A 24,411-nucleotide genomic window follows, 5' to 3' on the forward strand; every position below is an offset into this window, starting at 1 on the left:
TGCACTATGATCGATTTAGATCAAACGTGTGACCGTTTTCATATCAAACCGTTTCTGAACCGACTGCCTGACGGCGTCGCAACTTCGTCACGAAGCCGATTGCGACAAGTCCGATCCCCGACATGAGGAACGACGAAGGTTCGGGCACTGCGGTCAGAACTTCTGAAATTCCGTAGACCTGGTAGAGGTCGGTATTCAGTTGGACACCGGCTGGAATCGAGAGCCACGTGTAACCACCGATACCACCGAGGATGCTCCCGGTTTCCGACTTGTTGTTGCCGTTAAAGCCGCTTGATCCCAATCCCCACTGGACCGGTGGATCGCCAGGAACGGGAATCGTTGCGTACGTCGTACCAATCCCGCTGGATCCGGTCCAAACAAGACCTGAGTAGTCATTACCATCCAGGTCCTGGCTGATGTTGGCCTGAAGTCCACCGGCACTCCACAATCCACCTGCAGCGGTGGTGTCCGAGTTGGCAACCTTAGTTCCGTCAGCCAGGTAGACTGCCGTACCGGTTTGCCCAACGTGATCACGGGCGTTTACCGCGTTGGTGGAGGCCATTGCCTGCCACTGAACAGTGACTCCGTTGTAAGTAGCGCCCCCTGCTTGTGCATTCACAAAATCATCATAGTCGCTGATGTTCGAAGACGTCGCATTGGTGGTGTTTGGTGTGACAAACACGATGCGGAACTGTTGTCCTCCCCAGACACCTGGTGGCGTTGCGATCGCACCGGCAAAGCACTGGCTTGCACCGTTAACAATCAGGAGCGCAGCACAAAGCAGCGCACGACGGGTTAAGAATTTCGGTAGGATTCTCATCTGGTGGTCTTTCTTCAATTTCTAGCACGATCGAATGTTAAGAGCGCGGATTGTTGAAATGTCGCATCAGCGGGTGGGTCCTGCGACCGAGAAGGTCACATGGCGTTCTCCCCTGAAACCAAACTTGTCTTCACGTCCATCCTCGTTAAATCCGCTAAACCTGTTTGAAATCCAATCTACTCGATCGGTCGCGGGCCAACGTCTTCGAGTCCGTCGACCCGCTCAACTGCGTCATTCCATCTCTCCGAATCTTCGACTCGGAAACAATGACGACATTGGACTTCCTTACCACAACCATCCGGTAAGCATGATCTGCAGGGTCCTAAGAAGTCCCCCAATCAGCCATTCCTTCGACTGTGATGTGGGTCCGTTCACCCAACCCGTCCCTGGAAATTTTTCCTTAAAATCCACTTGCCTTTCAGCAACGCGAACCTATGAATCCTTAAAACCACCTCCACATGCGTTACGGTCACAACAAACGCACAGCAGGCAGCTCCACGGGATTATCCCAACATTGATTTTTTCAGCAAGACTTTTTTTGGCTTCCATGCGGAGTGCTGCGGCTTTACGCAGCTACGCGTAACGCGAATTCACGCTTTACCACTGAACAAACAGAATAAGTAACTTGGGTAGTCACGACATTTGTCCAGTCTGTTAAGCGTAAGCCCCAATCTCTCCAAAACCCTGACATTCGCGTCAACGAACTTTCGACGAGTGGAGATCAAATCCGACCTGACTTCACTTTCAAAATGGCAGATGTACGCAAGGCAGCGACAACTGTTCGAAAGATTACCCCAAGACGGACCAGCCCACCCCCGTGCACGTACCATGCCACCCACAGACAGGCCGTCGCCTCTTCGCAAGGGACCTGCCTGTGGAAATTGCAAGCTTCCTGCTCGCCGGACCTCACCACTTCCTCGGTCGCGATGATTCGCCGAGCCCCAGACCTCGCTACCGCACAGCTTTTGACCTGCTGCCCTGGCGAAAAACCAATCTGGAGCAACTCCGTCACCCCCAATTCGCCAGACGTAGGAGGCTCGACCGTTCCGACTCTGTCCTCTTTTAGCAACTCCACCGTCAACATCCTGACGACATCGACCGGAAGAAAGACAGGTTAAGAAAGCAGAATCGGATCCCAGCCCCGTCGAGTCGACCACTGGCGCCTGGAGAGAATTCCGCCGTGAACAAGATGTCACTTGACCGCCCGACTTGGTCCTCAATCGACCAGAGAACGACTGATCAGCTGACAAGCTTCCGGCGCTACTCTCGATGATGGGAGAAGCAACATCATGCGCTGTTGAGGTGCCTTCCCTGGGCCCTGTCGCACCGCTGCCGACGTCACTGCGGCGAGACCACTTAGTCTCGCCAAGCGGAATTGAAGAGTCGCTCAAGCTCCGAGGGACTGAACGCTGCCGAAAGAAAGAGCAGAATTCGACAGAGAACTGAACCTCAATATTGACAAGCTCTGCACACGAGAACACTGTCGATTGAGACTGGACGCTGCTTATTCGATTTGGCGAAAATCGGATTCGCTTCCGAAAAGCTCTGCGACCAGCAACCATCAACATCCATCCACTTGCGGCTTGAGCGCTCAATCCTTTGGTGGAACCGTGTCAATCCTTTGGTCCGAGTTCCATTACTCTTCACGTCTTCGTGCGCACGAAACCGAAGCATCTGCAGAAAGGCGTGACCAGCATTTCCGAACAGGCGCTTCGCTTTGCTTGAACACTTCCACAAAATAGCGACATTGTCAGGTGTTTTTCTAGGCCACATCTCCCAAAAAAGCGAAAAACCGCACCATTCCAGTACACCACCCCGCGCACAACGCATCAAAGTGACACTATGAACCAACACTATAATCGGTCCATCAAATTCTTACTTTCAGGGCTACACTCGACGAAGGAAATCCGCTAACATTCGGGATTCGTCGACGGTCCGCCGGGTCTATTGCTTTTCGATAGACGGTTTCGGTTGTTTTTGGTTGAAGGTCTCTATAGATGTCCAAAGTCGAATTGAAGAAGATTGACGTGAAGATCGCCCTGGCGGAAAAGTACGAGCGACTTGCCTCTGTTGCCGGAAGCAAGCCAAAGCGACGAACCTGGATGTTCCACGCGAATCATTTCCGCAATCAGGTCAAGGCCATGCGTGACAAGCTCGGAATCAAGGAATAGGTTGGCGCTCCGCGCTCGCACCGTGCACACCAGAGTCGAATGTCGCGAGATGGCACCCCGCAGAGATCGTTAGACTGACACCGACTGAGGGGAAGTTTTCCGGCGGCCATCGACACCCCGGACGTCGTCCATACACAGAGGACGGCGCCCAACCACAGAGACTTCGCCTAGCACGCCGGCAGAGAAACCAGAACAGGTCCTGCATCACGATTCATCGTCAGTCGTGCATCCCGCGACATGGTGAACCGGGCAGGTCCAGCCGACACAACCCGGCAATCCGCTTGTCGTCAAACCACATTCAGCCGATGGGGTAGCCAGCGGGCCTCGCACTAAAACAAAGAACTCACCCCGACAAATCGGGGTGAGTTCTTTGTTTTATCGACCGGAAACCGCGATCCATTCCGCCGCTAGGGGGAACACATCGCCTAATCTCGAACGCCCGTGCAGACGGCCCCGGGAGAACGACTCGGAACCGAAGCGAGAAAGGGGCACTCCCAAAACAACGGGACCAATCCTCCACCGCAAGGGCGGGAGCGCGGCAGTGGCGCGAATCGACAGCGATTGAGACCAGAACTCTCAAGGGGCCCTTTTTGTCTCCACACAGCCCGACCGACTCGAAACCGAGTCGGGGGCCGCATGAATGTAGCCGATCAGTCAGACGACGTTATTCATCGTCGTCGTCTTCTTCTTCCTCTTCTTCATCCTCGTCGTCTTCTTCCTCTTCTTCTTCCTCGTCCTCGTCTTCCAGGCTGGCTCTTTTCAGAACCTTCTGTTCATCATCTTCAATTTCCGCAACGGAAATTGGCTTGGAAGTACCGGGTGGCTCACCGATGACTTCTTTCAATGGCTGAATGAAGTACATCTTCTTGGACTTCTGGCGCAGCAGCTCAATCTTCTCTTCGGCGGCATCTCGCTGGTCGTAGGGGAATCGCCCCTCTTCTTTCATGCTGCCGTTGTACACGACCCAGACCAATCGCTTGCGAGCCTGGACCTTTTCCTTCACTCGCTTGGTTTTGGTGCCGGCCGCCTTCTTTGTCTTTTTTGGAGTGTCGACCGAGCCGCCGCGAGCTTCAACAGCTTCGACCTGCTTTCTCAACTCCATGCGTTTGCTAGCCATTGCGAACGTCGCCTTTTCGATTGATTCTTCTACGAGGAAAACCGGGCGATTCACTCACCCGGCAGATTTTGCTGCTTCCAGTATATCTCAAGGGGATTCGGACCGCCAACAGAGACCTGAAACCGGCGCATCTGGCCATTCTGAGCCGCAAACCGGCACCCTCGCTGAAATCACTACAAAACTTTCTACCGAATTAATCAGAAAAAGTTGTGCAAGCGTGTGAATTCATCCGATGAATAGACTGCGGGGAGCCAGCGCGCCTCGCGGGCGGAGCTTGCTTCGCCTGCCAGTGACGGATGAGACCAGATCGAGGGGTACTTCGGTTTGGCGTTCGAAAATCAAGTCCAGCGACACACAATGCCATTCGGGTGCCGCCCTTGCGAACGATTCCGCTCACCAGCCTCAGAGATGTCAGGGAGGAATTGGAAGGAGAACGTTCCATGCGAAAGTACGGGAAGTGGGTGTTAACGCTCAGCTTGCTGGCGGCAACCCCCGGTTTGAATTTCGCGGCGAGTCCGAAGTCGAAGGAGTCGAAACCTGCGGCCGGATCTCGAGCAGCGAAGACCGACAATCAGCGCGTTGCAGAATCGATTGCAAACGCGCTCAAAGGCAAGGTTCAGGGCGAGATCAGCATTGAATACCGGGACGGCACCGCTGTTCTGAGTGGTTCCGTGAACGACCCCAAGATCCGCGATAAGGCAACCGAACTGGCTGGAAAAGTTTCCGGCGTCAACAAGGTTGACAATCGCCTGGCCGTCAATGGCAAGAAAGGCTCACCATCACGTTCACGTGGTGCTGACGCCGAAGGATCGACCAACAGTGTCGTTCAGGCAGGACACGCCGGCGAATCCGCCAAGCGTGACCGCGTCAAGCAAGTCAACTCCGAAGTAATGGCTCCAGAAGGAGTCAGTGCCAATGGAGCGGCTGTCGGGAACCAGGAGATCGCCCAGCAGATCGGTGAAGTTCTGACTTCAGCCCATCTGGACGGCTACGACATTTCGATTCAGTTCCAGAACGGTGTCGCCACCCTGGAAGGAACGGTCGGAACGCAGGCCGAACGGGCTGCTGCCGAACGTGCCACAAGATCGGTCCCTGCCGTGCAGAAAGTCGCCAACCGGCTGCGATGTGCCGACAGCATGGGCCCCGGCCCCGCCGCTCGTGGCAATGTCCGCGGTGCAGCCTACATGCCTCAAGGTGGCCCTCAGTACGCCGCCATGTCGCAGCAGTATCCAGGTCAGCAGATGTCGGGTCAGGAACTTCCTCCTGCTCCTGCACCAGGACAGGGATACCCAGGCTACGGAGGTCCAGCCGGTGGCGGGATGCCAATGGGACCGGGGGGAGCTCCTCCTTATCCGCCTGCCTACGGGCATCCAGGTGGTGGAGCCAATCCTGCTGTGTACAACAGCCCGAGCATGCCGGACCACGCGTGGCCCTCGTATGCTCAGTACCCCAACTCCGCTGCGGTGTCGTACCCGCAGCAATATAGTGCCAGTGCATGGCCCTATATCGGTCCCTTCTATCCTTATCCACAGGTACCGCTGGGCTGGCGCGATGCAACCCTGCGATGGGACGATGGTCAGTGGAATCTGATGTTCAAACCGCGCACCGATCGCTGGTGGTGGTTCATGAATCCTAACAACTGGTGATCATTCGACGGATGAATGAGTGCGAGCACTCTTCATCCGGAATGGCGGGCTCCCTGCGGAAAGTGCATGGAAACGACTCTGTGTAAACAGAGTGATGGTACCCGAATGGCTCGACGTCTGCGGCGGGAATACTGCCGCAGACGTTTCTGTTTAATCATTTCAGTGCCCAGCCACCGGTTGATGGTAGACAGAGGAGAGGGACCTTAGGTGTCACGCACGCCAGTGCCTGGCTGCCCCAAACCGATATGGGGATTCCAGTTCCTACTATCAGAAAAATCGGAAAATTCTCGCAAGTCTTCAATCAGTATTTTCGATACTAAAGCTATACACGGTCCCATGATCGCCAATTCAGCGGGTTCGGGAACTGCCGGAGAGAAATGATGACGAAGCCTGGCTCAGTAACGAAGCGATTTGCTCTAATCACCGCGATTGGCGTGATGATGATGAGCAACAGCGGATGCGTCCTGTTCGGCAGAATGCTGACCATGGCCTTCACGCTCAGCTCTTTCTATGGTACGACACCCCTGATTCCGGTGAGTCCGTACTACAGTGAGCTGATCGAAGATGCTTACATCAAAGAAGAACGGTACGACAAAGTACCGATTCTGGACCCCGTGGAAGGTGAACATGCACCCATCTTCTGCATGGATCCCCCCTCTGCTGACGAGGTCATGCGGGCACTGCCCCAGGAAACCTCGGGCGGCTGGGTCTTCCTGGCCGAAACGGTTCGCAACAACGTCAAGATCGTGACCGAACCGATTGTCGACCGACTGGATGAATGCCGCTTCTTCCCGCTCGCTGGTCCCGCTCGACTGCACCACTGTCACTACAAGTGCACGGTCTACTATGACCTGATCAAGCGGTCTGACTGGCCGATCCCCTTCCGCCACGAAGACGAATCAATCCAGGTCGTCTACATCGACCACGATCACCTGATTCGCTGTGCCGGCCCGAACTCGATCCAATAGTTCTTGCCCGACCCGCAGGCGATCAAAAACCCGAGAACACAACAAAGACCACGACCGCTCCGGCAGTCGTGGTCTTTCTCGTTTTGATCACCTCGCAAACGCATCGCCTGTCTCTGTGTGACCCCTTGCAGTGTGGCCCCCTCGCAACGAGAGGACGCTCCCCGATCAGTGAAAAACCGCTCGCAAAAAGCCCCAAGTCCTACCGGGAAAGAGAATCAGGCGCCGAGAAACCTCGCCCGTCGCCGTGGGCAAGTGCAACGAGACCTCTGCGGGGGGGATGACCCGCTCCCAAAAATTTACCCAACCCCAAGTCGCAACCAGAGAGATCGCGGGCAAACCGCCGGCACATCACGCAGGGAGGCTGGGCGACCGAGCTGCGGAAAGCCCAACTGCGGCGACTCAGGTAGGGACGACCTCGGCTTGCTGGTCCTGCGAGAGACGGCTTTGGGTTCCGCGAACTGTGCGGGGCCGTGAAACCCACGCACAGCGCAGCAACAGGAACACTGGAAAGACGATCAGCGTGATGTTTTCGCTGTGCCCGTGGCGACGGCTGTTGCGTGCCAGGTATCGTGAGCCTGCTGCAATTTTTTCACGAGCTCGGGCTGCTGTGCGGCGAAGTTGTGACGCTCGGCAGGATCGCTCACCACATTCGAAAGAAACAGCTTCTTGTCATCAGGGGTCAGTTCTCCCCCCGAGCTGTCGATGGCGTTGCCAATCAGCTTCCAGTCTCCTTCGCGGACAGCCCATTGGCCCCCCTTGTCACCAACATGCCAGTGCACTGTTGTGTGGGGCGTGGGTGCGTCTTCCGATTTCAGCACGGAGACCAGACTCAGACCGTCAAGATCCGGATTGACTAAGGGAATACCCGCCAGTTCGGCGACTGTCGGCAACCAGTCGCAGGAATGAGCGAGTTGATTGCGTTCAACGCCCTGTGGCAGACCGGCAGGGCACGAGATCATCGCCGGGACCCGGATGCCCCCTTCGAACAGGCTGAACTTCGCTCCACGGTAAGGACCGGCACTTCCTCCACCGAGGTGGCCTCGTTCTTCGGTCGAATGGCCATGATCGGACTGAAATACAACAATCGTCCGCTCCCGCAGACCTGCTTCGTCGACCCGTTTCAGCAGCGCACCAATGCGTGCATCGATCGATGACAGAAACGCTGCATACAAATTACGAGGGTAGGGGAGATCCTGATAATGCTCCAGCCATTCGGGATCTCCCTGATAGGGGTAGTGGGGCCCATTCAGCGCGAAGTACATGAAGAACGGTTTCTCACGATGTGACTCGATGAACTGCCCCGCTTCTTCCACCATCAGGTCGGGGAAGTACCGCCCCGGTCGCTGAATCTCCACTCCATTTTTGTGCAGGTCGTGTCGGTTCGGTCCCTGCCAGTAAAAGAAGTGCGAGAAGTTATCTATACAGCCCCCCATGTGCCCGAACGAGAGTCCAAACCCCTGAGCCAGCGGCATGGTCTCGCCGCTGTAGCCCAGGTGCCACTTGCCAATATGCGCGGTGGCATATCCAGCGGCCTGAAACGTCTCCGCAATTGTCGTCTGGGAGTTGGGCATGCCTGCCACTCCTGCGGTCGAACTGACGTTATTCGAAACTCCTGCCCGTACCGGGTAGCGTCCCGTTACCAGGCCCGCTCGAGAGGGAGAGCAAACCGGGGCGGCTGCATAGAACTGAGTGAACCGGACTCCGCGAGCCGCTAATGCATCCATGTTCGGCGTCTGCAGATCTTTCGCGCCGTAGCAACCCGCATCGACCGTTCCCTGATCGTCGGTCAGAATCAGAATCACATTGGGTTTCAGACGGTCACCGTCAGCCAGAGAAACCCCTGTCGAGACGAGAAGGGCCAACGCCATCGAAAGCAGCGACCACGGGCCTCTTTGACCGATAGTCATCGCCGACGGGAACGAAGAACGAGTTTTGTGAGCGAACATCCTCAGGTGAGATATCATGCAGAAGGACTTTCCCGGTTATGCGTTTTGACGGAGAGGCGGATGAGCAAGGTGCGGTCCCTGGAGCGAACTCGACGCGAAACGTCCAGACTATTCCGCAGGCAGTAAGCTCGCCAGCGAGAGCGAGTCACCTGTTCGCTCCTGGTTCTCCCGCAGAGCTTTGGCCAGCCTGAGAATCTGAGGACGATACCGCGGGTCGTCGGCCAGATCGTGCTTTTCCAGGGGATCTTCGGCAAGGTGATACAGTCGCAGGCGATTCGCCTTCGGATAGACGATCAGCTTGAAACCGTCCGACTCAACCATGCGCTGCAATCCCAGATAGGCACCGTAGACCGCGGAGTAGGACGACTGAGTCGTTTCCTTTCTGATGAGCGGCAGAATGCTGTGGAAGTCGACGTGATCCGGCTTGGCAACGCCCGCGAGTTCCAGGGCGGTCGGCATCACATCCTGAAGATAGATCGCCGCATCAATCCGCTCACCGGCGATCGCCTGAGGGCCCACCGCAACAAACGGCACACGAACACTGTGATCGTACAGGTTCTGCTTACCGACAAGTCCATGGTGTCCCACAGCAAGTCCATGGTCGGCCGTGAAGAAGATCCACGTATTGTCCTGCTTCCCCGATTCCTTGAGCGCATCGAGAATACGGCCGATCTGCCGGTCAAGATGCGAAACGATGGCGTAGTACTCTGAGCGGTGAACGCGAATCGAATGGGGAGTTCGAGGGAACGGGGCCAGCTTCTCATCTCGCAAGGCAGGTTCGCAGCCAATCAGATCCTTGAACGGATACTCGGGCAGAAAGTTCCCGGGAAGAGAGATCTTCTCAGGAGGGTACATCTCGACGAACTCACGTGGTGACTGTCGGGGATCATGGGGTGCATTGAACGCGATATACATAAAGAACGGGTTAGCCTCTGCAGAGGCCTGACGCAGATAATCCACGGCATCGTCAGCGACCACTTCACTCCAGTGCTTTCCTCCCTGCCAATAGCCTCCCAATTTCGGGTCAGAAGGTGACCAGGCGTCTTCCGCGTCTGACAGGGGGCGGTTGTAGCCCTCTGGTGTATCCCTGGGCATCCCGGGGCGAACATGACGCACGACATCGAAGCTTTTCTCGGGCGAGGCCTTCACGTGCCACTTGCCCGTCAGATACGTGCGATAACCTGCCGCCTTGAAGTAAGCAGGCCACCAGCGCCCTGCCTCACGTTCCTGCTCTGCGGTGTCATAGATTTTCTGAGCCCGCCAGACCGACCGCCCGCTAAGCAGCATCGATCGGCTGGCAATACAGACCGCGGGCGACCAGCTACCCATGTTGTAACAGCGAGTGAACGTCGTACCGCTGGCGACCAGACGATCAAAGTTCGGTGTCTGGATTTCCGAGTTCCCCAGCGCCCGGATCGTATCGACCGCTTGATCATCGGTGAAGACAAACAGAATGTTAGGCTGACCCGTTTTTGCCGGGGCTTCTGCCGCAGCAGCCCCGGTCGCTGTCAGCAGCCCCCCCAGTGCAAGGAGAACGGGTGTCGATAGGAATAAAATTCTCAGCATAGGTGTGTTCCAGAAACGGCATCCTCGCGATGCAGAAAGAATTGTCAGGTAAGCTCAACGGCCGATCCACACTGAGATCAATCCGGCGACAGCCACTTGGCGCACCAGCCTGTTCCGATCGATCCTACGAGAGGGACCGCATCAGAACAGATGGTACAGCACAGATATTGGAGAGAAGGGCTCCGGGCGTGATGTCAACATACGTCGTCGCGCCCTGGCAGGGTCGCACAGGCCCGGCGACAGGCATCAATCAATCCGCCTCCACGCCATCACCGCTGGGGGAGGAACAGCCAGCGAACGGGGGGGCGTCGCAGTCCCCCCGTTCGCGTCGGACAACTCGTCGTTTAGAACTCGCCGACGGGTTGACCGTCGTTACGTCCGCACAGCAACTGATAGACACCGAGCGCCGTTGGGGGAAGCGTTTCGTCATCCACGGACGTCGTGTTGATCGATTCGCTGATGAAGCGGACCGATCCATCCGTCAGCAGGAACTGGGCACCTCCCACGTGCTTGCTCGAGAAGGCATTTCTGAGGACCACGGCGCTGGCGATACGGGGGGGATTCATGCGAACCGCACCGTTCCGCGTAATGCACTCGGGGCAGTCGCTGGTAGGAATTCCCGCCTGCACACGTCCGAACCAGCTGGGGTCCCAGTAGAAGGTATTGGCGGTGTCTCCCGTTCCCCAGAACACCGTCTCGCCCACGGCGATCGTATTCGAAGTCCCGTCGGTGATATCCCGAATTCCGACTCGGCTATCTTCAGAAAAGACACCGTTCCTACGCGTTGCTGAAGCGTTGTAATAGGCACTCAGAGAATACGACCCGCTGTTCGCAACATAGTTTGTGGCCGTGATCCCTGGAGCGTTGATGGCACCGACAACGACGTGGTTGATCGAGGGAACTGAAGGGCAGACGGCAACCTCCAACTTGGTCCCTACCAACAGCTGGTTCTCAGGCGTCACCAGTGACGTGTTGAAGTTCAACTGATTGTAGAGCGGCCCCTGATCGATATAGGGCAGAATGAACGACGTCCACGCCCACCCATTGGCTCGTTGAGGCCGATTGGCGCGGGCCGTCAGATGCTGAGTCTGGAAAATCATCGAAGGGGGAAACTGGTTATAGGCATCGTGATAATTATGAAGTGCCAAACCAATCTGCTTCAAATTATTCTTACACTGCGTCCGTCGCGCGGCTTCACGAGCCTGCTGGACGGCGGGAAGCAAGAGGGCCACAAGGACCCCGATGATGGCAATCACAACCAGCAGTTCGATCAGTGTAAATCCTCGGGATCTGCGGTGCACGGGCGAGGTTCCCGACAGTGGCTTGGGCGGTAGCGAAAACAAGGGAGAAAGCACGGAGACAACCTTTTCAAAATGATTCGTTGAATGAAAGAGACGTATAAAACAGATCGCAGCGTCAAATCGGGTCAGAGCAGCGGGATTCAGATCGATCAACCCGTATAGGGCAGTTCCTTCTTGATGTGTCCATCCCCCTCGAGATCGAAGTCGATCTGGTTACTGCCCGGTTCTACTTCTTCATAGAGTTCCGATTTCTGGTTGTAGCGCGACGGCACAACTTCCGGAGTGGTTTTTTCGGGGCTGATGGCATCCGCCGTACTGATCGTGACCCGATTCCGTCCAATCCACGCACCTTTCGTGTTGGTGGAAAAGATCATCTGATAACGACCGTAATTGTCTGTTCGGCCGAATGACGGTGCGCCAGCCCCTTCCTGGGGAGTAAAGATGAGAAATGCTTTGGGAAGTGGTTCTCCATCCAGGTACACCGTTCCCGTCACCGAAGCGATGTTTTTGTTCCCACTACAACCAGCCAGCAACAACGACAGCGCGAGCACACAAACAGGGGCAAAGGGAACCCGAAGATCAAATCGCATAGGACGTCTCGAGAGGGGCAGGGGCTGAGCAGCGATATTTTCGCTGTCGCCAGATGCAATCCCGAGGCTTCTTGGAAGACCATCGACTGCACGCAGAGAGAGTCAGATTCACGAATGCGGCTGTGCCGCTCATTCGCTCCTGTGGCCCATCAATTTAATGACGACCACATGAATGATATATTAGATCGGTTTTGTTGAATGTCAACCACTCTGACCCCGTGATGATCAAAAATCCGCCCCTCCGCGACGAAGTTCTACCGACTTCACGCTCCATTTCTCTTTTCTTGACCACACTTTCCAGCTCATCAAGCAGTGAGGATCGTCGATCGGCAAAAATTGCCGCCTTGCACGCTTCTGATTGAATGGGCCGGAAACGATCACCTCCAGATGAGCTTGCAGAGTGAAGCTGTGGCGCCGGCCGTAACTTCCTCTACACCCACTTTTTAATCGCAACTAGAATCCCGCCGACGACACACCGGCGACTGGATGCCGGCTTCGATTCTGTTTTTTCGGGGTTTTACAACGTGAGTACGCGGCCCGTTCGGATGGCGGCTCTTTCCCTGACACTCGTTTTGATTGTCAACTGGGTCCCTGCCTCTGCCCAAGGCTTTCTGGCAACCGATCATGTCGGTCGTCCTTCCGGTGCTCTCCCGCTGGCGATTCAGGATCCGCCCGGCAATTGGATACAACTCATCTCCAGTACCTCACCTCTGGCGACCGTCCAACTGACGAACACTCAGCTTCCGCCTGCGGACCCGTCGTACGACGGCCTGACATACGGCGAGCCCCCCGAATACACCCAGGACCTGGGAACTCGCAGTGCGAAGACGGGAACAGGACTCGACGCCCTTCCGTCATTTCGTGGCATCAAGGGACTGAAGAATCTTCCGGGGGGAGTCGGCACCCTCTTGATGTCGAACCCTCAAGCTGGTGGGTCCTGGTATCCCGAACAGAACACGGATCAGCCCGGTACGACGCTGAGCATGCTTCGAACAGACCTTCAGGGTGCCGTCCCTGTGTACTCAAAGGGCGCCAACACCTTTCTGCTGACCGGGGACGTGGAGACGACGCACGTCAACACGAACGCCATCCTGCCCAATACCATGCGGCAGTTTCCTCAGGATCTGTTCAACATCGCGATCGGCGGTAACTACTACCGTCAATTTGAAGGGGGGAATATCGGAGGGATTGTCTTTGATGTCGGTACCGCCACAGACAAACCTTTCCAGAGTTCCCGTGACGCACTCGTCTCGGGAACCGCTTTCCTGCTGATGCCCCAGGATGAAACCGGTTCCTGGTTCGTCGGCGTCAACGCATCGACGAACAGCCAGGTACTGGCAGGGCTTCCCATTCCCGGGGGTGGGTACTTCTATCATCCGAACGACGAATTCCAGGCGATCATGGGGTTTCCCTTCTCGGTCTTCAGTTGGAAACCGGCGAAAGACTGGCAAATGCAATATGTCTGGGCATTCCTGACAACCATGCACGCACGGACTGTTTATCAACCCAGCAGCCGCTGGCAGGCCTATTCGGGGTTCGACTGGACGAACGAAAACTGGCGACTGTCTCAGCGAGTCAACGAAGATAGCCATTTCTTCTACTACGAGAAGCGACTGGTGACGGGCATGGTCTGGTGGGTTCAGCCCAACGTCGGTTTAGACGTGGCCACAGGCTGGGCCTTCGATCGCTACTTCTCGGAAATCGATGGATTCGAGCTGAAAGGAATCGATACGGTTGAGATCGACAACGGCATATTCGTTTCGGCTCGAATCGACGTCCGCTTCTAAAGAATCACGGCAGTAATCAGACGACAGCATCGATTATTTCCGCAGCAGCCACATTCCGTCCCGGCCCAGTCGAAGCTCGCGTGATTGGGTGGCAACAAATGCATCGACCGCTCGCTTCACCCCCCATTCTCCCGTTGCATCACCGTAGACTCCGTAGTCATGACCGCACAGGTACCCTGCCGTCCGCACTTTGGGCCACCAGCAGTCGAGATCCGTGCACACAGTTTCGTATTGGTGATTCGCATCAATAAACACAAAGTCGAGCGATCCGTCGGAAAACCCGGAGGCGGCCCTGTTTGATGTCTCACGCAGGACGTGACGCCGTTCCGGTGCATGACTGGTCCACCACAGCGCCTCGTGAAAAATACGCTCGAAGGCAACCTGATCCAGATGGGACAGTGGTTCACAACCCGTGAAGGGAGCCCAGGGATCAACCATCCATAACGTGAGCTGCGGAAATTCCCGCAGCAGCACGTCACTCGTACTGCCATCAAACACACCAACTTCCACGCCGTACCGGACGTTGTCGAATTCTCGTAGCCACTGCGTCAGTTGCCACTGACGATCGGCGACAGGTCGTTCGACCTGAAACACACGACGATCCTCATTGAACCACTGAAAGATCTGACAGCCGTAATCGAGTTGCACGCGCGGATACCACTGTGGCCATGTCATTTTCACAATCGTCTGATCGCAATGCCCTGATTCGCTCGTGGCCGCAAACGAAGCAAGGTCGCGAAAGTACTTCCGGCAGAACTCAGTCCGCCCGACCCAGCAACCGGCATTCAACCAGTGTCGCCCCTGTGCACAGCGAGCGGCCGGGCGCTGCTGCTCGTACATGATAAATTCCGGACGTGGGGGCCAGCAGTCAGACCCGGTCGCGTTGAAGAGCAAGTCGCAGCTGAAATGCTCGCGGAATCGCTGGACCATGACGTCGGGATGATCAACCAGCAGGACATCTCCTGAATCCATCCCGACGACAAACTCCGTCGTCACCCCAGCCAATGCATCGGCGGTCAGTTGCAGCTTCTTGCCATTCACCCACGGACGTACCGTCTGCCCCAGGACCAGTGTTTCGCAGCCAAAACGAGCGGCGGAAGACTCCAGAATCCCGTTCGGCTTTTCCGGTCGATCCCCTCCATTCCAGGTCAGCAACGTGAATGACTCGACAGGGGGGTGAGAATCGACGTGAACCCCCAGCGCCGAGGCAGCAAAGGACTGCCAACCGAGATGCCCCTGCACGGGACCAGGGCAATGCACAACGATGGGATGGCTGCCGAACAAGCGATTCGTCAGTCGAATCATGTTGCACTCTCCAGTAGACGTCGTCTTCTGCATTACCAACCGGATCGGTTCGGAATCAACATACGCCGGATGCCCCTCGCCCCTGCCGCGCACGCCCTGAGAGACGCATCCGCAAAGTCTCCGAGCAGCCCGGGCTCCGTCGAAGCGCAACTACGCTCCTTGTCGGCACAGCGACGTCAGCAGATTCTGATAGTCGAGTGCCATTCGCCGGGCATGCCCGAATTGACAGGCATATCGGCGTGCTTCCCGCCCTAGACTCGCGGCCCACTCACGACGCTCTTGCAGCAGAGAGACCGCTCGAGAAATCTGATCGGAAGTTCCATCGACGACCAACCCGTTGACCCGATCGACCATCACCTCGGGAACCGCTCCCACACTTGTCGCCACGATTGGCAATCCACTGAACATGGCTTCGATCAGGACCATCGCAAAGCCTTCCTGAACAGACAGCAATGAGAAAGCATCCATGGACTGGTAGTAGTCCCCCAGATACTGGTCGGCGACGGCGAAGGCGTAACGGTTCGGGATCAACCGGTTTGCCTTGTCCATTAACTCTTGTCGCTGGGTACCCCACCCGACGAACAGTGCCTTGTAGTGACGGGGCAGCCGGGAGAGCGATTCGATCAGCAGTTCGGGCCGCTTCTCGGGCGAGAACCGTCCGACAAATCCCACCACAAAGTCTTCGGGTTCAAACCCGAGCGACGCACGCATCTCATCGCGTGAGCGAGTGGTCGCCAGACGTGCCGTATCAACGCCGTTGTGGATCTTCGTATGCGGCACATGATCACAGGTTTCCTCAACGACACGCTGACTGACTGCAATCGTGTGAGTCGTCATCCCCCTGCTGCCATCCAGAAGTTCTTTGGTCCACCAACTGTCGCCATGCGCTAGATAAACGCACTTGGCCTTGTAAGCGTCTGACTTTGGCAACAGTTCATCCAGCTTAAGCCCCCAGAACAGCAGAATATCATTCTCTGTCGCCGTTCTGGCCAGCTCTTCTGTCGTGGCCACCAGGACCGGACACTTGAGATCAGCGGCCACGCGCGGGTCAATTGCGTTCGAGTTTGTCACCAGACACTTCGTCAGCACGACCTGACTGGGATCGAAGAAATGATGCAGGTCGATCAGTTGCTGCTCGGCCCCACCCCGGAACAGGCACGGGCCGAGGTGCGCAACTGAGATCGGCTTTGCCCCGGGGACGGGGTCAGCGGCCCGGGCCAGTTGCGGCCCAACGGCAAAGGCAGACGATGCCAATTGCAATTCCGCCAATGTGGAATCGCGCTGAAGTCCATAAGGAGTCATCGAAAATGCTTGCAGAACAGGGTGGCTCATCAGAACTTCCAGAAAGGGCTTCCACGTAACACGACAAAACAGGACATTGAAACGTCAAGAAGCGACATCGAACCAATGCCGCACCACAATCCAACGGTGGAACAGGGCGAACAACGTAGGCCTTGCTCCCAAAAAGCAACCGGGCTTTCCCGCAGGAATCCAGGGGGGATCCCGCTACTCACTCCTCAGATGGATCGCCTCGGCTACTGGCCTGCGAAGTCGCGTCGGAGACTCAACCCTGATGATTCAGAGACGTTCCTGGACCAGGCAACTTCGACCGAATGATCCGAGGGTGATCTCAGTCTCCCTCATCCTTCGCTAACGGCTTGAGACAAGGGAGAGGACCAACAGGTTCCAGAAAACCTGCCCGGTCTTTGCGAGGAGTAACCTGGATCTGGGGATAAAATTGGGCCAGAAGGGCCCACTGAGAATGTTCTGTCACGGTCGCCGGGTTCAGTTCCCAGCAGTTATCCTGGATCACCCAGTCCTTACGGATATCAGCCAGTTGAGAATCTTTGATGTCAATCATCGGGGAGGAAAGAATTAGGTTACCCGTGATGTGGCCCTGCACATTCGCAGGCTGAGTATCCACGAAACCCATCCACTTCTCGCACCGTAAAAACACATTCCCATGGATCTTGATCGACTGCCGGCTCGCGGGACTGGCACTCAGATTGAGTCCGATGTGACCTCCCTCAAACTGGTTGTCATGAATAACGACGTTCCTCAGCGTCCCCAGGACGACAACGAGCGACCCACTACTGCGACTTTGAAAATGATTTCGACGGATCACCAGATTGTAAATCGCCCCCGGTTCTGCGTGAACCCATACGTTCTGTCCGGTCGACAGTGACTCAAAAACGCAGTCCGTGATCACAGTCTCGGCCGAATCCTGACGCAGGTTTGCGCCGTAAATCTGCACCGCGCCCGTATCCGGGGACTTTGGCTGACTGATCTTCAGACCTTCCAGCCGAGTTCCCTCGGCTCCCTCAGTAATCATCACGCCGTGTTCAGACTTCGCAATCAGTAACTTCAGGTTCCGGATCGATACGTGGTTGACACCGTGGATTTTGATAATCGGGCTATCGACTGACCGGGATGTCAATGTCGCCCCCCCCGGCGCTTCGATCGTGATTCCTTCGAGGCGGGAGGAATCGATCGTCAGGTTTTCCTGGTACATGGCCGAGTCAGTGATCCGGATCGTTCCTCGGGGCAGGACCTGTTCAAGAGCCTCACTGATCGTCCGGAAGTCGCCGGAACCATCTGCCGCAACGGTAATCGGCGCCTGCACAGGGATGTGCAAATCAGGACTCGGCGGGTTCGATTCCGGAAGAGAGGCTGGTGGCTTCGAGAACCATTGATTGATCACCCCCACCACGGCATCGATCGGCCCCCGCATTCTGGGTGAAAACGTTCGGTCGGTCGAGAACCACCAGAAGATCGTCGCGCATCCCATCATGGCGACCGCGAAATCCCGTCGCCAGTGAAGCCCGGCGGGAGGGGGAGGAGGGGGTGTGGGAGCCAGCACTGCTCGCAGGTCACGCGCCAGGTCGAGTGCCGTTGTATAGCGGTCACCAGGTTGAAGACGCAGGCACTTATGGCAGATCTTTTCCAGCGCCAGGGGGACCTGATCGTTGAAGGTGCGGACCGCACGGGGTTCGCGATTCAGGACTACTTCGCGTAACTGCTTCAGCGATTTTGCCAGGTACGGAGGCCGACCCGCCAGCATCCGGTACATCACCGCTCCCAAGCCATAAATGTCAGATCGGGCATCCGCCAGGTGGCTGTCGCCTCTGAGTTGCTCCGGTGGCATGAACGCCAGGGTTCCACGGACAGAGGCCTCTTCATCTAGCTGTTCTTCTTCCGAGACAGCCATTCCAAAATCGGCCAGCTTGACCGTCCCGTCGTTCATCAGCAGGATGTTTTGAGGTTTTACATCCCGATGCACGAAAGTGTGAGTGTGCGCATAGTGCAGAGCGTCAGCCACTGCGGCGACAATCCGGATCGTTTCCGCGACGCTGATGGGGTTATCGAGTCGCTGAGCCAGATTCCCCCCGTCGGCATATTCTGAAACAAGAAAATAGTTGCCATCGACGCTACCGACATCGTGGATCGCCATAATCCCGGAATGATTCAATTGCGCCAGCCTGCGCCCTTCATCCAGAAATTCCTTTTCAACGTCGGCCCCGAAACCGCGATCGACACGAAGCAGTTTGATCGCGACGTCTCGTTTCAGAACCGGGTCATAGCCCTTCCAGACTTCGCCCCAGGAACCTTTCCCCAGTTGCTCAATAACCTGGTAACGGCCCAGCCCCGAATTGCTCAAGTTTTGACGCGCCGCCAGTCTTTTACCGTAAGCGCTGTCATCGATGCCCAAGGTGGAGCCAATGGTATGTGATGTGCCCGCTTCGTCCGCAGGCAACACTTCCTTTAATTCCTGGGCGTATTGGGGAAACCGCTTCAGATAGTCCCCCGCACTCGGCTGCTCACCGCGTTTTTGCTGAAGATGAAATTCCAGCTCTGCCAGCATGATCACCAGCTGGCGGGAATCCGCCGATGGCAGTCGCTGAACAATTTCTTCGATCGAGACGGGACGCTGGATTTGCCAGGCACGTTCAAATTGCAGTGCGAGCATCGGATGCAGCGCATCTGCATCGAGCAGCCTCAGGAGATCAAAATCGATTGGCCCCCGTAGCATTGTCTCGCTTTCCGCACAGATTTTTCTCAGAAGACCGAAGAATCGCTGTCAGGAACAACTGTATCGCTACGGCGCCGAATTGCACCTTTAATAGACTGATTCTGCTACCTTTTTAGTGTCAAAGATAGTCCAGTATTTGCTTCAGAACAAATCCAGACAAGATCCTTTTCCCGTTGAATTGAGAGAATAAGGCGACGGGCAAAGATAGGGGGGCAACCCCTGTAGAACTTCGTCTCGACAGATTTTGGAATACCCTCTAGATTTTTTTCCTGAAGCCCTGTTTCAATAGGGAATCCATTAGGACATACCCCTTCGATCTCGTCTGCTTTGCCAATTCAAGTCTGTCGAAGTCTGCCAGAATGAAGCTCGTTCGATTCCTCTTTCAACCAGGATCGGTTGAATGTTTGTAATTTCATCCCCGCATTATGTTGGTGCGACGCTCCTTGCGCTGTTCGCTCTCTCGGGTTGCCAGTTGCCTGCGGGTAAATGGCCCATGGGATTGACCGGAAAAGGCAAGTCCGATAATCGCGCCACCGCAAAAGATGACGACCGAGCCAGATCAGGGCAGCAAATCGCAGAACTGATGGAGAAAGGAGACGCGCTTCGCAAAGATCAGCAGTACGACGAAGCCCGGGTCGTCTACCAGCGCGCCCTGATGATCTCACCGCAGAGCCCCGACATTCACCATCGCCTGGCCATACTCGCGGATAAACAGAAACAGTTCGAGGTCGCCGATCAGCATTACGATGCCGCACTCAAGATTCATCCGAACGATGTCAACTTGTTGAGTGACCACGGTTACTCGTACATGCTGCGAGGAAATCTGGAAAAGTCGGAAAAGACCCTGAAGAAGGCGCTCAAAATCGACGCCAGCAACAGAGCCGCGATGGCCAATCTCGGCTCTCTTTATGCCAAACAGGATCGGTATTCTGAAGCACAAGCCCTGTTTCGGGCCGGAACATCGGAAGCCGAGGCCGAAAAGTACCTGGCCCAGCTTTTCCCTGACCGCGTACGCTCTGACCTCGCCGACAAGACAAGCCGTACCCGTCCTGGAGCTGTCCAGCAGGACAAGTCTGTTCCTTCTTCCAGTTCCGGAAACCTGAGTCTTGTCAGCACTGAAGAATTGCAGGCCGAGATGCAGCGCCGCACCGGTCGAGGGAAATCAGGCAAGTCCGTTGACCCCGCAGCCTCGCAATCACTCGGTACCACCGCCCAGATTTCGTGGGATGACCAGGCCGCCGATTCAGACGATGTCGCTGCCGACGCACACCCGCAAGGGGTCCCGGTCCCCACCGACCGCACTCGGAGATCAGGCAACGGAATGAAATCAGATTCGCAGGTGAAGCCTGCCCGAGGCCAGTCCGCTCTGGCTTCGCTCGATCTGATCCCCTCGGAATCAACCGCCCCCAGCCAGCCCACCCCTCGTCCCGCGACCCCTCGAAATTCCCTGGCACGTTCGTCGAGCCAGCGCGCGACGGAGTTCGGACTCAACGTCGGCCCCGGAAATCTTTTTTCTGTCGTAACAGGAATCGAAACGACCAGTTCGCCTGACTCCGCTGCGATGGCAGAAGAGGCTTCTGAGCCAGCAGAGGAACTGGATGCGGCATCCCTGCCAGATCAAAAAGCTCTCCAGAAAGACACCGAGGGGGCTGCGGAATGGGAGCAGACCACCACCCGCCGCACGACGACCGCCGAGGAAGCCGACCACCCGGGAAGTGAACCCGAATTCACCTCTTCCAGTACCAATTCCAGGCCCTACCAGGGACTTTGGCCAAACAACAACCAATTGCCTGAGCAGAGTGGCCTGGAACGCGATTCCCGAGATGCCCCCGACCGCGTCGAATTCCCCACGACAACACGCAGGGCCCCCTCCCGTGGAAGCTGGGATGATACAGTCGGCGACGACAAAGGGGTCAGTTCCATCACAGACGACGAAAATCTTGAAGAGTCATCCCTTCAGGACTCGGCAGATTCATGGCCGTAAGCCGCTAAGCCTTGATGTCGCTCCGCGAATGTTTTCGCCACCGGACAACACAAGCCCGAGCCAACATGCTTCGTACAAAGCCTTTCACCGACTGACCGTTCTCTCGTTTGATCGAGCGAACGTGCTCAGCCTCTCAGTCCCCACCCTCGATTTCGCCCAGTCGCAGTACGGACCTGTTTAGAGGATTTCGACTTCCGCCGGAGCAATCGTCTTCGCTGCCGAATCACTGCCCGTGAAGGCGGGCATTTCACACTGGGTGGCTTCCCAGCCATGGTGACGCAGGATTCCGCGGAAGGGGCCCGTTCCCGCCAGTTTCCCCGTCAGCCGGTATCGACCCGCGTCGAAGCCAGCGGGAACTTCAACCGAAGCCCCTTCTTCTTCAGTCAGGATCGATCGAATTGAGAAGAATCGGTCGAGCACGCTTTGACTGTCACGGTGGATTTCCCGGACGGCCGCTCCCACTTGCTCATTCGTGTAAGGGGTGATGTCTTCTTTCAGGAAATCGATCAAACGTGCTTCGCGCTGAAGGGCTGCGAGCAAGGTAATCCCGCCGTTTTGCAGCGGCTTTGTTTCCTGAAGCTGCGGCGGCACCACGGGCACCGTGGTCTCCAGACCCGAAACCCCACCTTCGGCTCCTGCCTTGAGCGCCTGTTCGACCCGAGCCGCGATCGCAGCATTGAACAACGCTCCGAAGAATGCTCGAAACGCTGTTAAAACTCTACCCATTCCGTCCCGCTCCTGCCTAATGCCTCTCGGCACGTCTTTCAGATTCCTGTTCAACCGCCAGCACCGTGGCAAGCGTCAGTAGCGCGGTTGAGCAGGCAAAAGTCAACTATCACGAACGAGAGACGTTCGCGTGATCCCGCAGTGACTCGCAAAGTCCGGTTGCGACAAGACACCCCTGCCGGTCTCGACTGTCGAATCGTTGAAGCGGAATTCTCCGCCCTGGTCCAACCTGGTCTAATGGGTACCTGGTCACGTCTCAATTCGCTCCTCAACCGGAAGCCCGATCAGCTCTCGTTTCGGAACTCGTTGAAGTGGAGGTACTCCCAGTGACGGTAAATTGCGGACTGCGAGACGAGTTTCGAATGGGGGCCGATCGCCGCCACCTTTCCGTCGTGCAAGACGATCACCTGATCGGTCCGCCGAACCGTGGATAACCGGGCGGGCAGGAAGATCACAGTACGGCCCCGACAGATGCGATCATACGCGTCAACCAGCAGCGTCTTCGTATCTTCATCGAGCGTCGACCACGGTTCCTCGATGATCAGCAGGGCAGGATTACGAACGATGGCCCGAGCCAAACCGAGCCGAAATCGCTGACCGGGATCGAGCGTATCCCCCTGACTGGTCAGGACGGTCTCGTAACCATTGAACAACTTGACGATAAAGTTGTGGGCATGAGTGATCTTGGCCGCTTCGGTCACCTGTTGCAGGGTGAGGTCCGCCTGACCGCCCCGGATATTATCGAACACCGTTCCTTCAAACGGGGGATCATCTGCGGCAACAAACACGGTTTCGGCCCGCAGTGATTCGAGCGTGACCCACGAGATATCTTCCCCGTCGATCAAGACTCGCCCTTCGCGCGGCTCAATAAACCGGGGGAGCATCAGTGCGACGGCTCGCGCCTCAAGCGGATTAATCGAGGTAATCGCATAACACTTATCGACTTCCAGTTTGAAGTCGACACCGTCCAGAATCTTCTCGCCGGCAGGAGTCTGATACTTCACGTTTTCGAAGTGCAGCGCCTTGGAAAGCGGCTGAAGGAACTTGGCTCCCACCGCCTGGCTGACCGCCGGAACGCGGTTGAGGTACCGCTGAATCTTGTCCGCACCTAACGTCAGCTCGCGGCGATACCCTGCGAGCGTCCGCAATGCGAGCAAGCCGGGTATGGCGACGGCCACCGTGGCCAGGAAGACGAGCGCTTCGGCGATTGTGAATCCCGAGTGGCCATTGTGCCGCCCCGCCGAAAGTACGTTAATACAGACAAGGAACAGAAGCGCTGCCACCAGCGCCGCCCCTGCCAGAATCACCGGAGCAGGGGGGTGATGCACCGCCTCTTCCGCCCAGGCAAAATTCGTCAGTTGCGTGTGGTAGCGATCGAGGTGCTTCTGGAACTGGTCGTGCTCTTCACGCTCGATCCCCAATCCTCGCGTCAAACGGGCATTTTTGAAACTGGCCAGGAGAATCTGCTGGTCGTCCCGAGTTCGATCCTCAGCCAGTCGACTCCGCTGCTGAGCCTTGCGGCGAATACTGCCAAGAACCAGAACTCCGAGCGCCAGCGATGCAATCCACTGCAGCGACAGCCGCCAGTCGACGCTCACCAGCACAATCAGCAACCCCGCCAGTTCCAGCGGATAGCGGGTCATGATGGAGACGGATTCGAACAGCGATTTACACAGGCCGTCAACCTCGCCAACGAAAAGCTGAATCGATTGCTCGTGTCCCGTTCCGTCGAGATCTTCCGGCCCCAGACGCATGGCCTGGCGATGAAGTTGCCGTCGTGTCGCTGAAACGCCGTCGATAGCAAAACGATAACAGTGGTATCGTAGCCGACTGAGACAGAACGCCCGGATGACGAATAGCAAGACGCCGACCGACAGGATCCAGATCAGGGCCAGAATGTTCATCTGCAGCCAACTGACCTGGCGGTATAACTTTGCGAGCAGCCCGCCCCACCAGAAGTCACGAGTCCGCCAGACCGCGGGCAGAATTCCATGCTCATCGTAAAAGACGTAGGTGGACTCGGTTTCATCAGCAGGGGCAAGCGATTCCTCCGGTGCAGGCGTGGGCGAAGGGGCAGGGCCCTCCCCCTCTTCAGCGACTTCATCAGTCACCTTCTTGACCACGTTCAGCCCGGTAAGCTGCTCGAATCGGGTCACTTCCGCGGGGGACAGATGCAGTTCGAGTCGCCCGCGATCAGCCAGTAGCCCCAGCAGCAACCCCAGATCCAGCAACAGCAGAATCAAAGCGAGCATGGCCGCAACTGACCAGAAGGTGGCCACGCGGGCATGCCCACGAATCAGACTGCGTCGAGAAATAATTCGGTCGAGAGAACTTGCAGAAGTCACTTCCACGATCGTTGCCAATCCACGAGAGAAACCATGATCCCCTCCGTGAGTAGAGACGACCGTGCAAAACGGTCTGATCACTTCTGCATCATCACCTGTCCGCCATCGG

The 24,411-nt window shown here is 56.7% G+C and carries 16 protein-coding genes; 5 read left to right on the plus strand and 11 right to left on the minus strand.

Features of this window, described 5'->3' with window-relative positions; genetic code table 11:
* Positions 1-43: 43 nt before the first annotated feature.
* Complete coding sequence (locus ACGY09_RS12045; protein WP_373650004.1) at positions 44-820, minus strand: PEP-CTERM sorting domain-containing protein; 777 nt, start codon at positions 818-820, stop codon at positions 44-46.
* A gap of 1,997 nt (positions 821-2,817) precedes the next feature.
* Between ACGY09_RS12045 and ACGY09_RS12050 the strand changes: the two genes are divergently transcribed.
* Positions 2,818-2,991, plus strand: a complete 174-nt coding sequence (locus ACGY09_RS12050; protein WP_373650003.1) for a hypothetical protein — start codon at positions 2,818-2,820, stop codon at positions 2,989-2,991.
* A gap of 664 nt (positions 2,992-3,655) precedes the next feature.
* On the opposite strand, the gene ACGY09_RS12055 is transcribed toward ACGY09_RS12050, so the two are convergent.
* Positions 3,656-4,108: a hypothetical protein gene (locus tag ACGY09_RS12055; protein ID WP_397571701.1), complete on the minus strand. Its 453-nt coding sequence runs from the start codon at positions 4,106-4,108 to the stop codon at positions 3,656-3,658.
* Positions 4,109-4,548: 440 nt separating this feature from the next.
* Here ACGY09_RS12055 and ACGY09_RS12060 point away from each other — a divergent pair, with 440 nt between their 5' ends.
* Positions 4,549-5,754, plus strand: a complete 1,206-nt coding sequence (locus tag ACGY09_RS12060; RefSeq protein WP_373650001.1) for a BON domain-containing protein — start codon at positions 4,549-4,551, stop codon at positions 5,752-5,754.
* A gap of 377 nt (positions 5,755-6,131) precedes the next feature.
* Positions 6,132-6,722 carry a hypothetical protein gene (locus ACGY09_RS12065; protein ID WP_373650000.1) on the plus strand — a complete coding sequence of 197 codons (591 nt, stop codon included), beginning with the start codon at positions 6,132-6,134 and terminating at the stop codon, positions 6,720-6,722.
* Positions 6,723-7,237: 515 nt separating this feature from the next.
* Here the strand turns inward: ACGY09_RS12065 and ACGY09_RS12070 are convergent.
* The 4 genes from ACGY09_RS12070 to ACGY09_RS12085 all read right to left on the minus strand — a co-directional run bounded on the left by ACGY09_RS12070 (position 7,238) and on the right by ACGY09_RS12085 (position 12,125).
* Positions 7,238-8,590 (minus strand): sulfatase, encoded by a 1,353-nt coding sequence (locus ACGY09_RS12070; protein ID WP_397571702.1) that lies wholly within the window; start codon positions 8,588-8,590, stop codon positions 7,238-7,240.
* A gap of 186 nt (positions 8,591-8,776) precedes the next feature.
* Positions 8,777-10,234: a sulfatase-like hydrolase/transferase gene (locus ACGY09_RS12075; RefSeq protein ID WP_397571703.1), complete on the minus strand. Its 1,458-nt coding sequence runs from the start codon at positions 10,232-10,234 to the stop codon at positions 8,777-8,779.
* Positions 10,235-10,578: 344 nt separating this feature from the next.
* A complete protein-coding gene (locus ACGY09_RS12080; protein WP_373649997.1) occupies positions 10,579-11,535 on the minus strand; it encodes a DUF1559 domain-containing protein in 957 nt (318 codons plus the stop codon).
* Between the two features lie 149 nt (positions 11,536-11,684).
* Positions 11,685-12,125, minus strand: a complete 441-nt coding sequence (locus tag ACGY09_RS12085) for a carboxypeptidase regulatory-like domain-containing protein (protein WP_373649996.1) — start codon at positions 12,123-12,125, stop codon at positions 11,685-11,687.
* A gap of 524 nt (positions 12,126-12,649) precedes the next feature.
* Between ACGY09_RS12085 and ACGY09_RS12090 the strand changes: the two genes are divergently transcribed.
* The gene (locus tag ACGY09_RS12090; RefSeq protein WP_373649995.1) at positions 12,650-13,912 is read left to right on the plus strand and encodes a hypothetical protein; all 1,263 of its coding nucleotides are present in this window, start codon (positions 12,650-12,652) and stop codon (positions 13,910-13,912) included.
* Between the two features lie 33 nt (positions 13,913-13,945).
* Here the strand turns inward: ACGY09_RS12090 and ACGY09_RS12095 are convergent, their stop codons facing one another.
* From ACGY09_RS12095 to ACGY09_RS12105, 3 genes are all read right to left on the minus strand, one after another.
* The gene (locus tag ACGY09_RS12095) at positions 13,946-15,217 is read right to left on the minus strand and encodes a class I SAM-dependent methyltransferase (protein WP_373649994.1); all 1,272 of its coding nucleotides are present in this window, start codon (positions 15,215-15,217) and stop codon (positions 13,946-13,948) included.
* Positions 15,218-15,367: 150 nt separating this feature from the next.
* Complete coding sequence (locus ACGY09_RS12100; protein ID WP_397571704.1) at positions 15,368-16,549, minus strand: glycosyltransferase family 4 protein; 1,182 nt, start codon at positions 16,547-16,549, stop codon at positions 15,368-15,370.
* Between the two features lie 298 nt (positions 16,550-16,847).
* A complete protein-coding gene (locus ACGY09_RS12105; protein WP_397571705.1) occupies positions 16,848-19,247 on the minus strand; it encodes a protein kinase in 2,400 nt (799 codons plus the stop codon).
* A 400-nt stretch (positions 19,248-19,647) separates the two neighbouring features.
* On the opposite strand from ACGY09_RS12105, the gene ACGY09_RS12110 reads away from it, so the two are divergent.
* Positions 19,648-21,231 carry a tetratricopeptide repeat protein gene (locus tag ACGY09_RS12110; protein WP_397571706.1) on the plus strand — a complete coding sequence of 528 codons (1,584 nt, stop codon included), beginning with the start codon at positions 19,648-19,650 and terminating at the stop codon, positions 21,229-21,231.
* Between the two features lie 177 nt (positions 21,232-21,408).
* On the opposite strand, the gene ACGY09_RS12115 is transcribed toward ACGY09_RS12110, so the two are convergent.
* Positions 21,409-21,957, minus strand: coding sequence for a DUF2760 domain-containing protein (locus ACGY09_RS12115; protein ID WP_397571707.1), 549 nt, complete (start codon positions 21,955-21,957; stop codon positions 21,409-21,411).
* Positions 21,958-22,241: 284 nt separating this feature from the next.
* A complete protein-coding gene (locus ACGY09_RS12120) occupies positions 22,242-24,302 on the minus strand; it encodes an ABC transporter transmembrane domain-containing protein (protein ID WP_397571708.1) in 2,061 nt (686 codons plus the stop codon).
* Positions 24,303-24,411 lie beyond the last annotated feature (109 nt).

This window comes from Schlesneria sphaerica (genome assembly GCF_044336245.1).
In the GTDB taxonomy this organism is placed as follows: domain Bacteria; phylum Planctomycetota; class Planctomycetia; order Planctomycetales; family Planctomycetaceae; genus Schlesneria; species Schlesneria sphaerica.

Bases quoted from the DNA above. Each gene is read 5' to 3' on its own strand.
- ACGY09_RS12045 (WP_373650004.1), bottom strand. From the start codon at position 820: ATGAGAATCCTACCGAAATTCTTAACCCGTCGTGCGCTGCTTTGTGCT.
- ACGY09_RS12050 (WP_373650003.1), top strand. From the start codon at position 2,818: ATGTCCAAAGTCGAATTGAAGAAGATTGACGTGAAGATCGCCCTGGCG.
- ACGY09_RS12055 (WP_397571701.1), bottom strand. From the start codon at position 4,108: ATGGCTAGCAAACGCATGGAGTTGAGAAAGCAGGTCGAAGCTGTTGAA.
- ACGY09_RS12060 (WP_373650001.1), top strand. From the start codon at position 4,549: ATGCGAAAGTACGGGAAGTGGGTGTTAACGCTCAGCTTGCTGGCGGCA.
- ACGY09_RS12065 (WP_373650000.1), top strand. From the start codon at position 6,132: ATGATGACGAAGCCTGGCTCAGTAACGAAGCGATTTGCTCTAATCACC.
- ACGY09_RS12070 (WP_397571702.1), bottom strand. From the start codon at position 8,590: ATGGCGTTGGCCCTTCTCGTCTCGACAGGGGTTTCTCTGGCTGACGGT.
- ACGY09_RS12075 (WP_397571703.1), bottom strand. From the start codon at position 10,234: ATGCTGAGAATTTTATTCCTATCGACACCCGTTCTCCTTGCACTGGGG.
- ACGY09_RS12085 (WP_373649996.1), bottom strand. From the start codon at position 12,125: ATGCGATTTGATCTTCGGGTTCCCTTTGCCCCTGTTTGTGTGCTCGCG.
- ACGY09_RS12095 (WP_373649994.1), bottom strand. From the start codon at position 15,217: ATGATTCGACTGACGAATCGCTTGTTCGGCAGCCATCCCATCGTTGTG.
- ACGY09_RS12100 (WP_397571704.1), bottom strand. From the start codon at position 16,549: ATGAGCCACCCTGTTCTGCAAGCATTTTCGATGACTCCTTATGGACTT.
- ACGY09_RS12105 (WP_397571705.1), bottom strand. From the start codon at position 19,247: ATGCTACGGGGGCCAATCGATTTTGATCTCCTGAGGCTGCTCGATGCA.
- ACGY09_RS12110 (WP_397571706.1), top strand. From the start codon at position 19,648: ATGTTTGTAATTTCATCCCCGCATTATGTTGGTGCGACGCTCCTTGCG.
- ACGY09_RS12115 (WP_397571707.1), bottom strand. From the start codon at position 21,957: ATGGGTAGAGTTTTAACAGCGTTTCGAGCATTCTTCGGAGCGTTGTTC.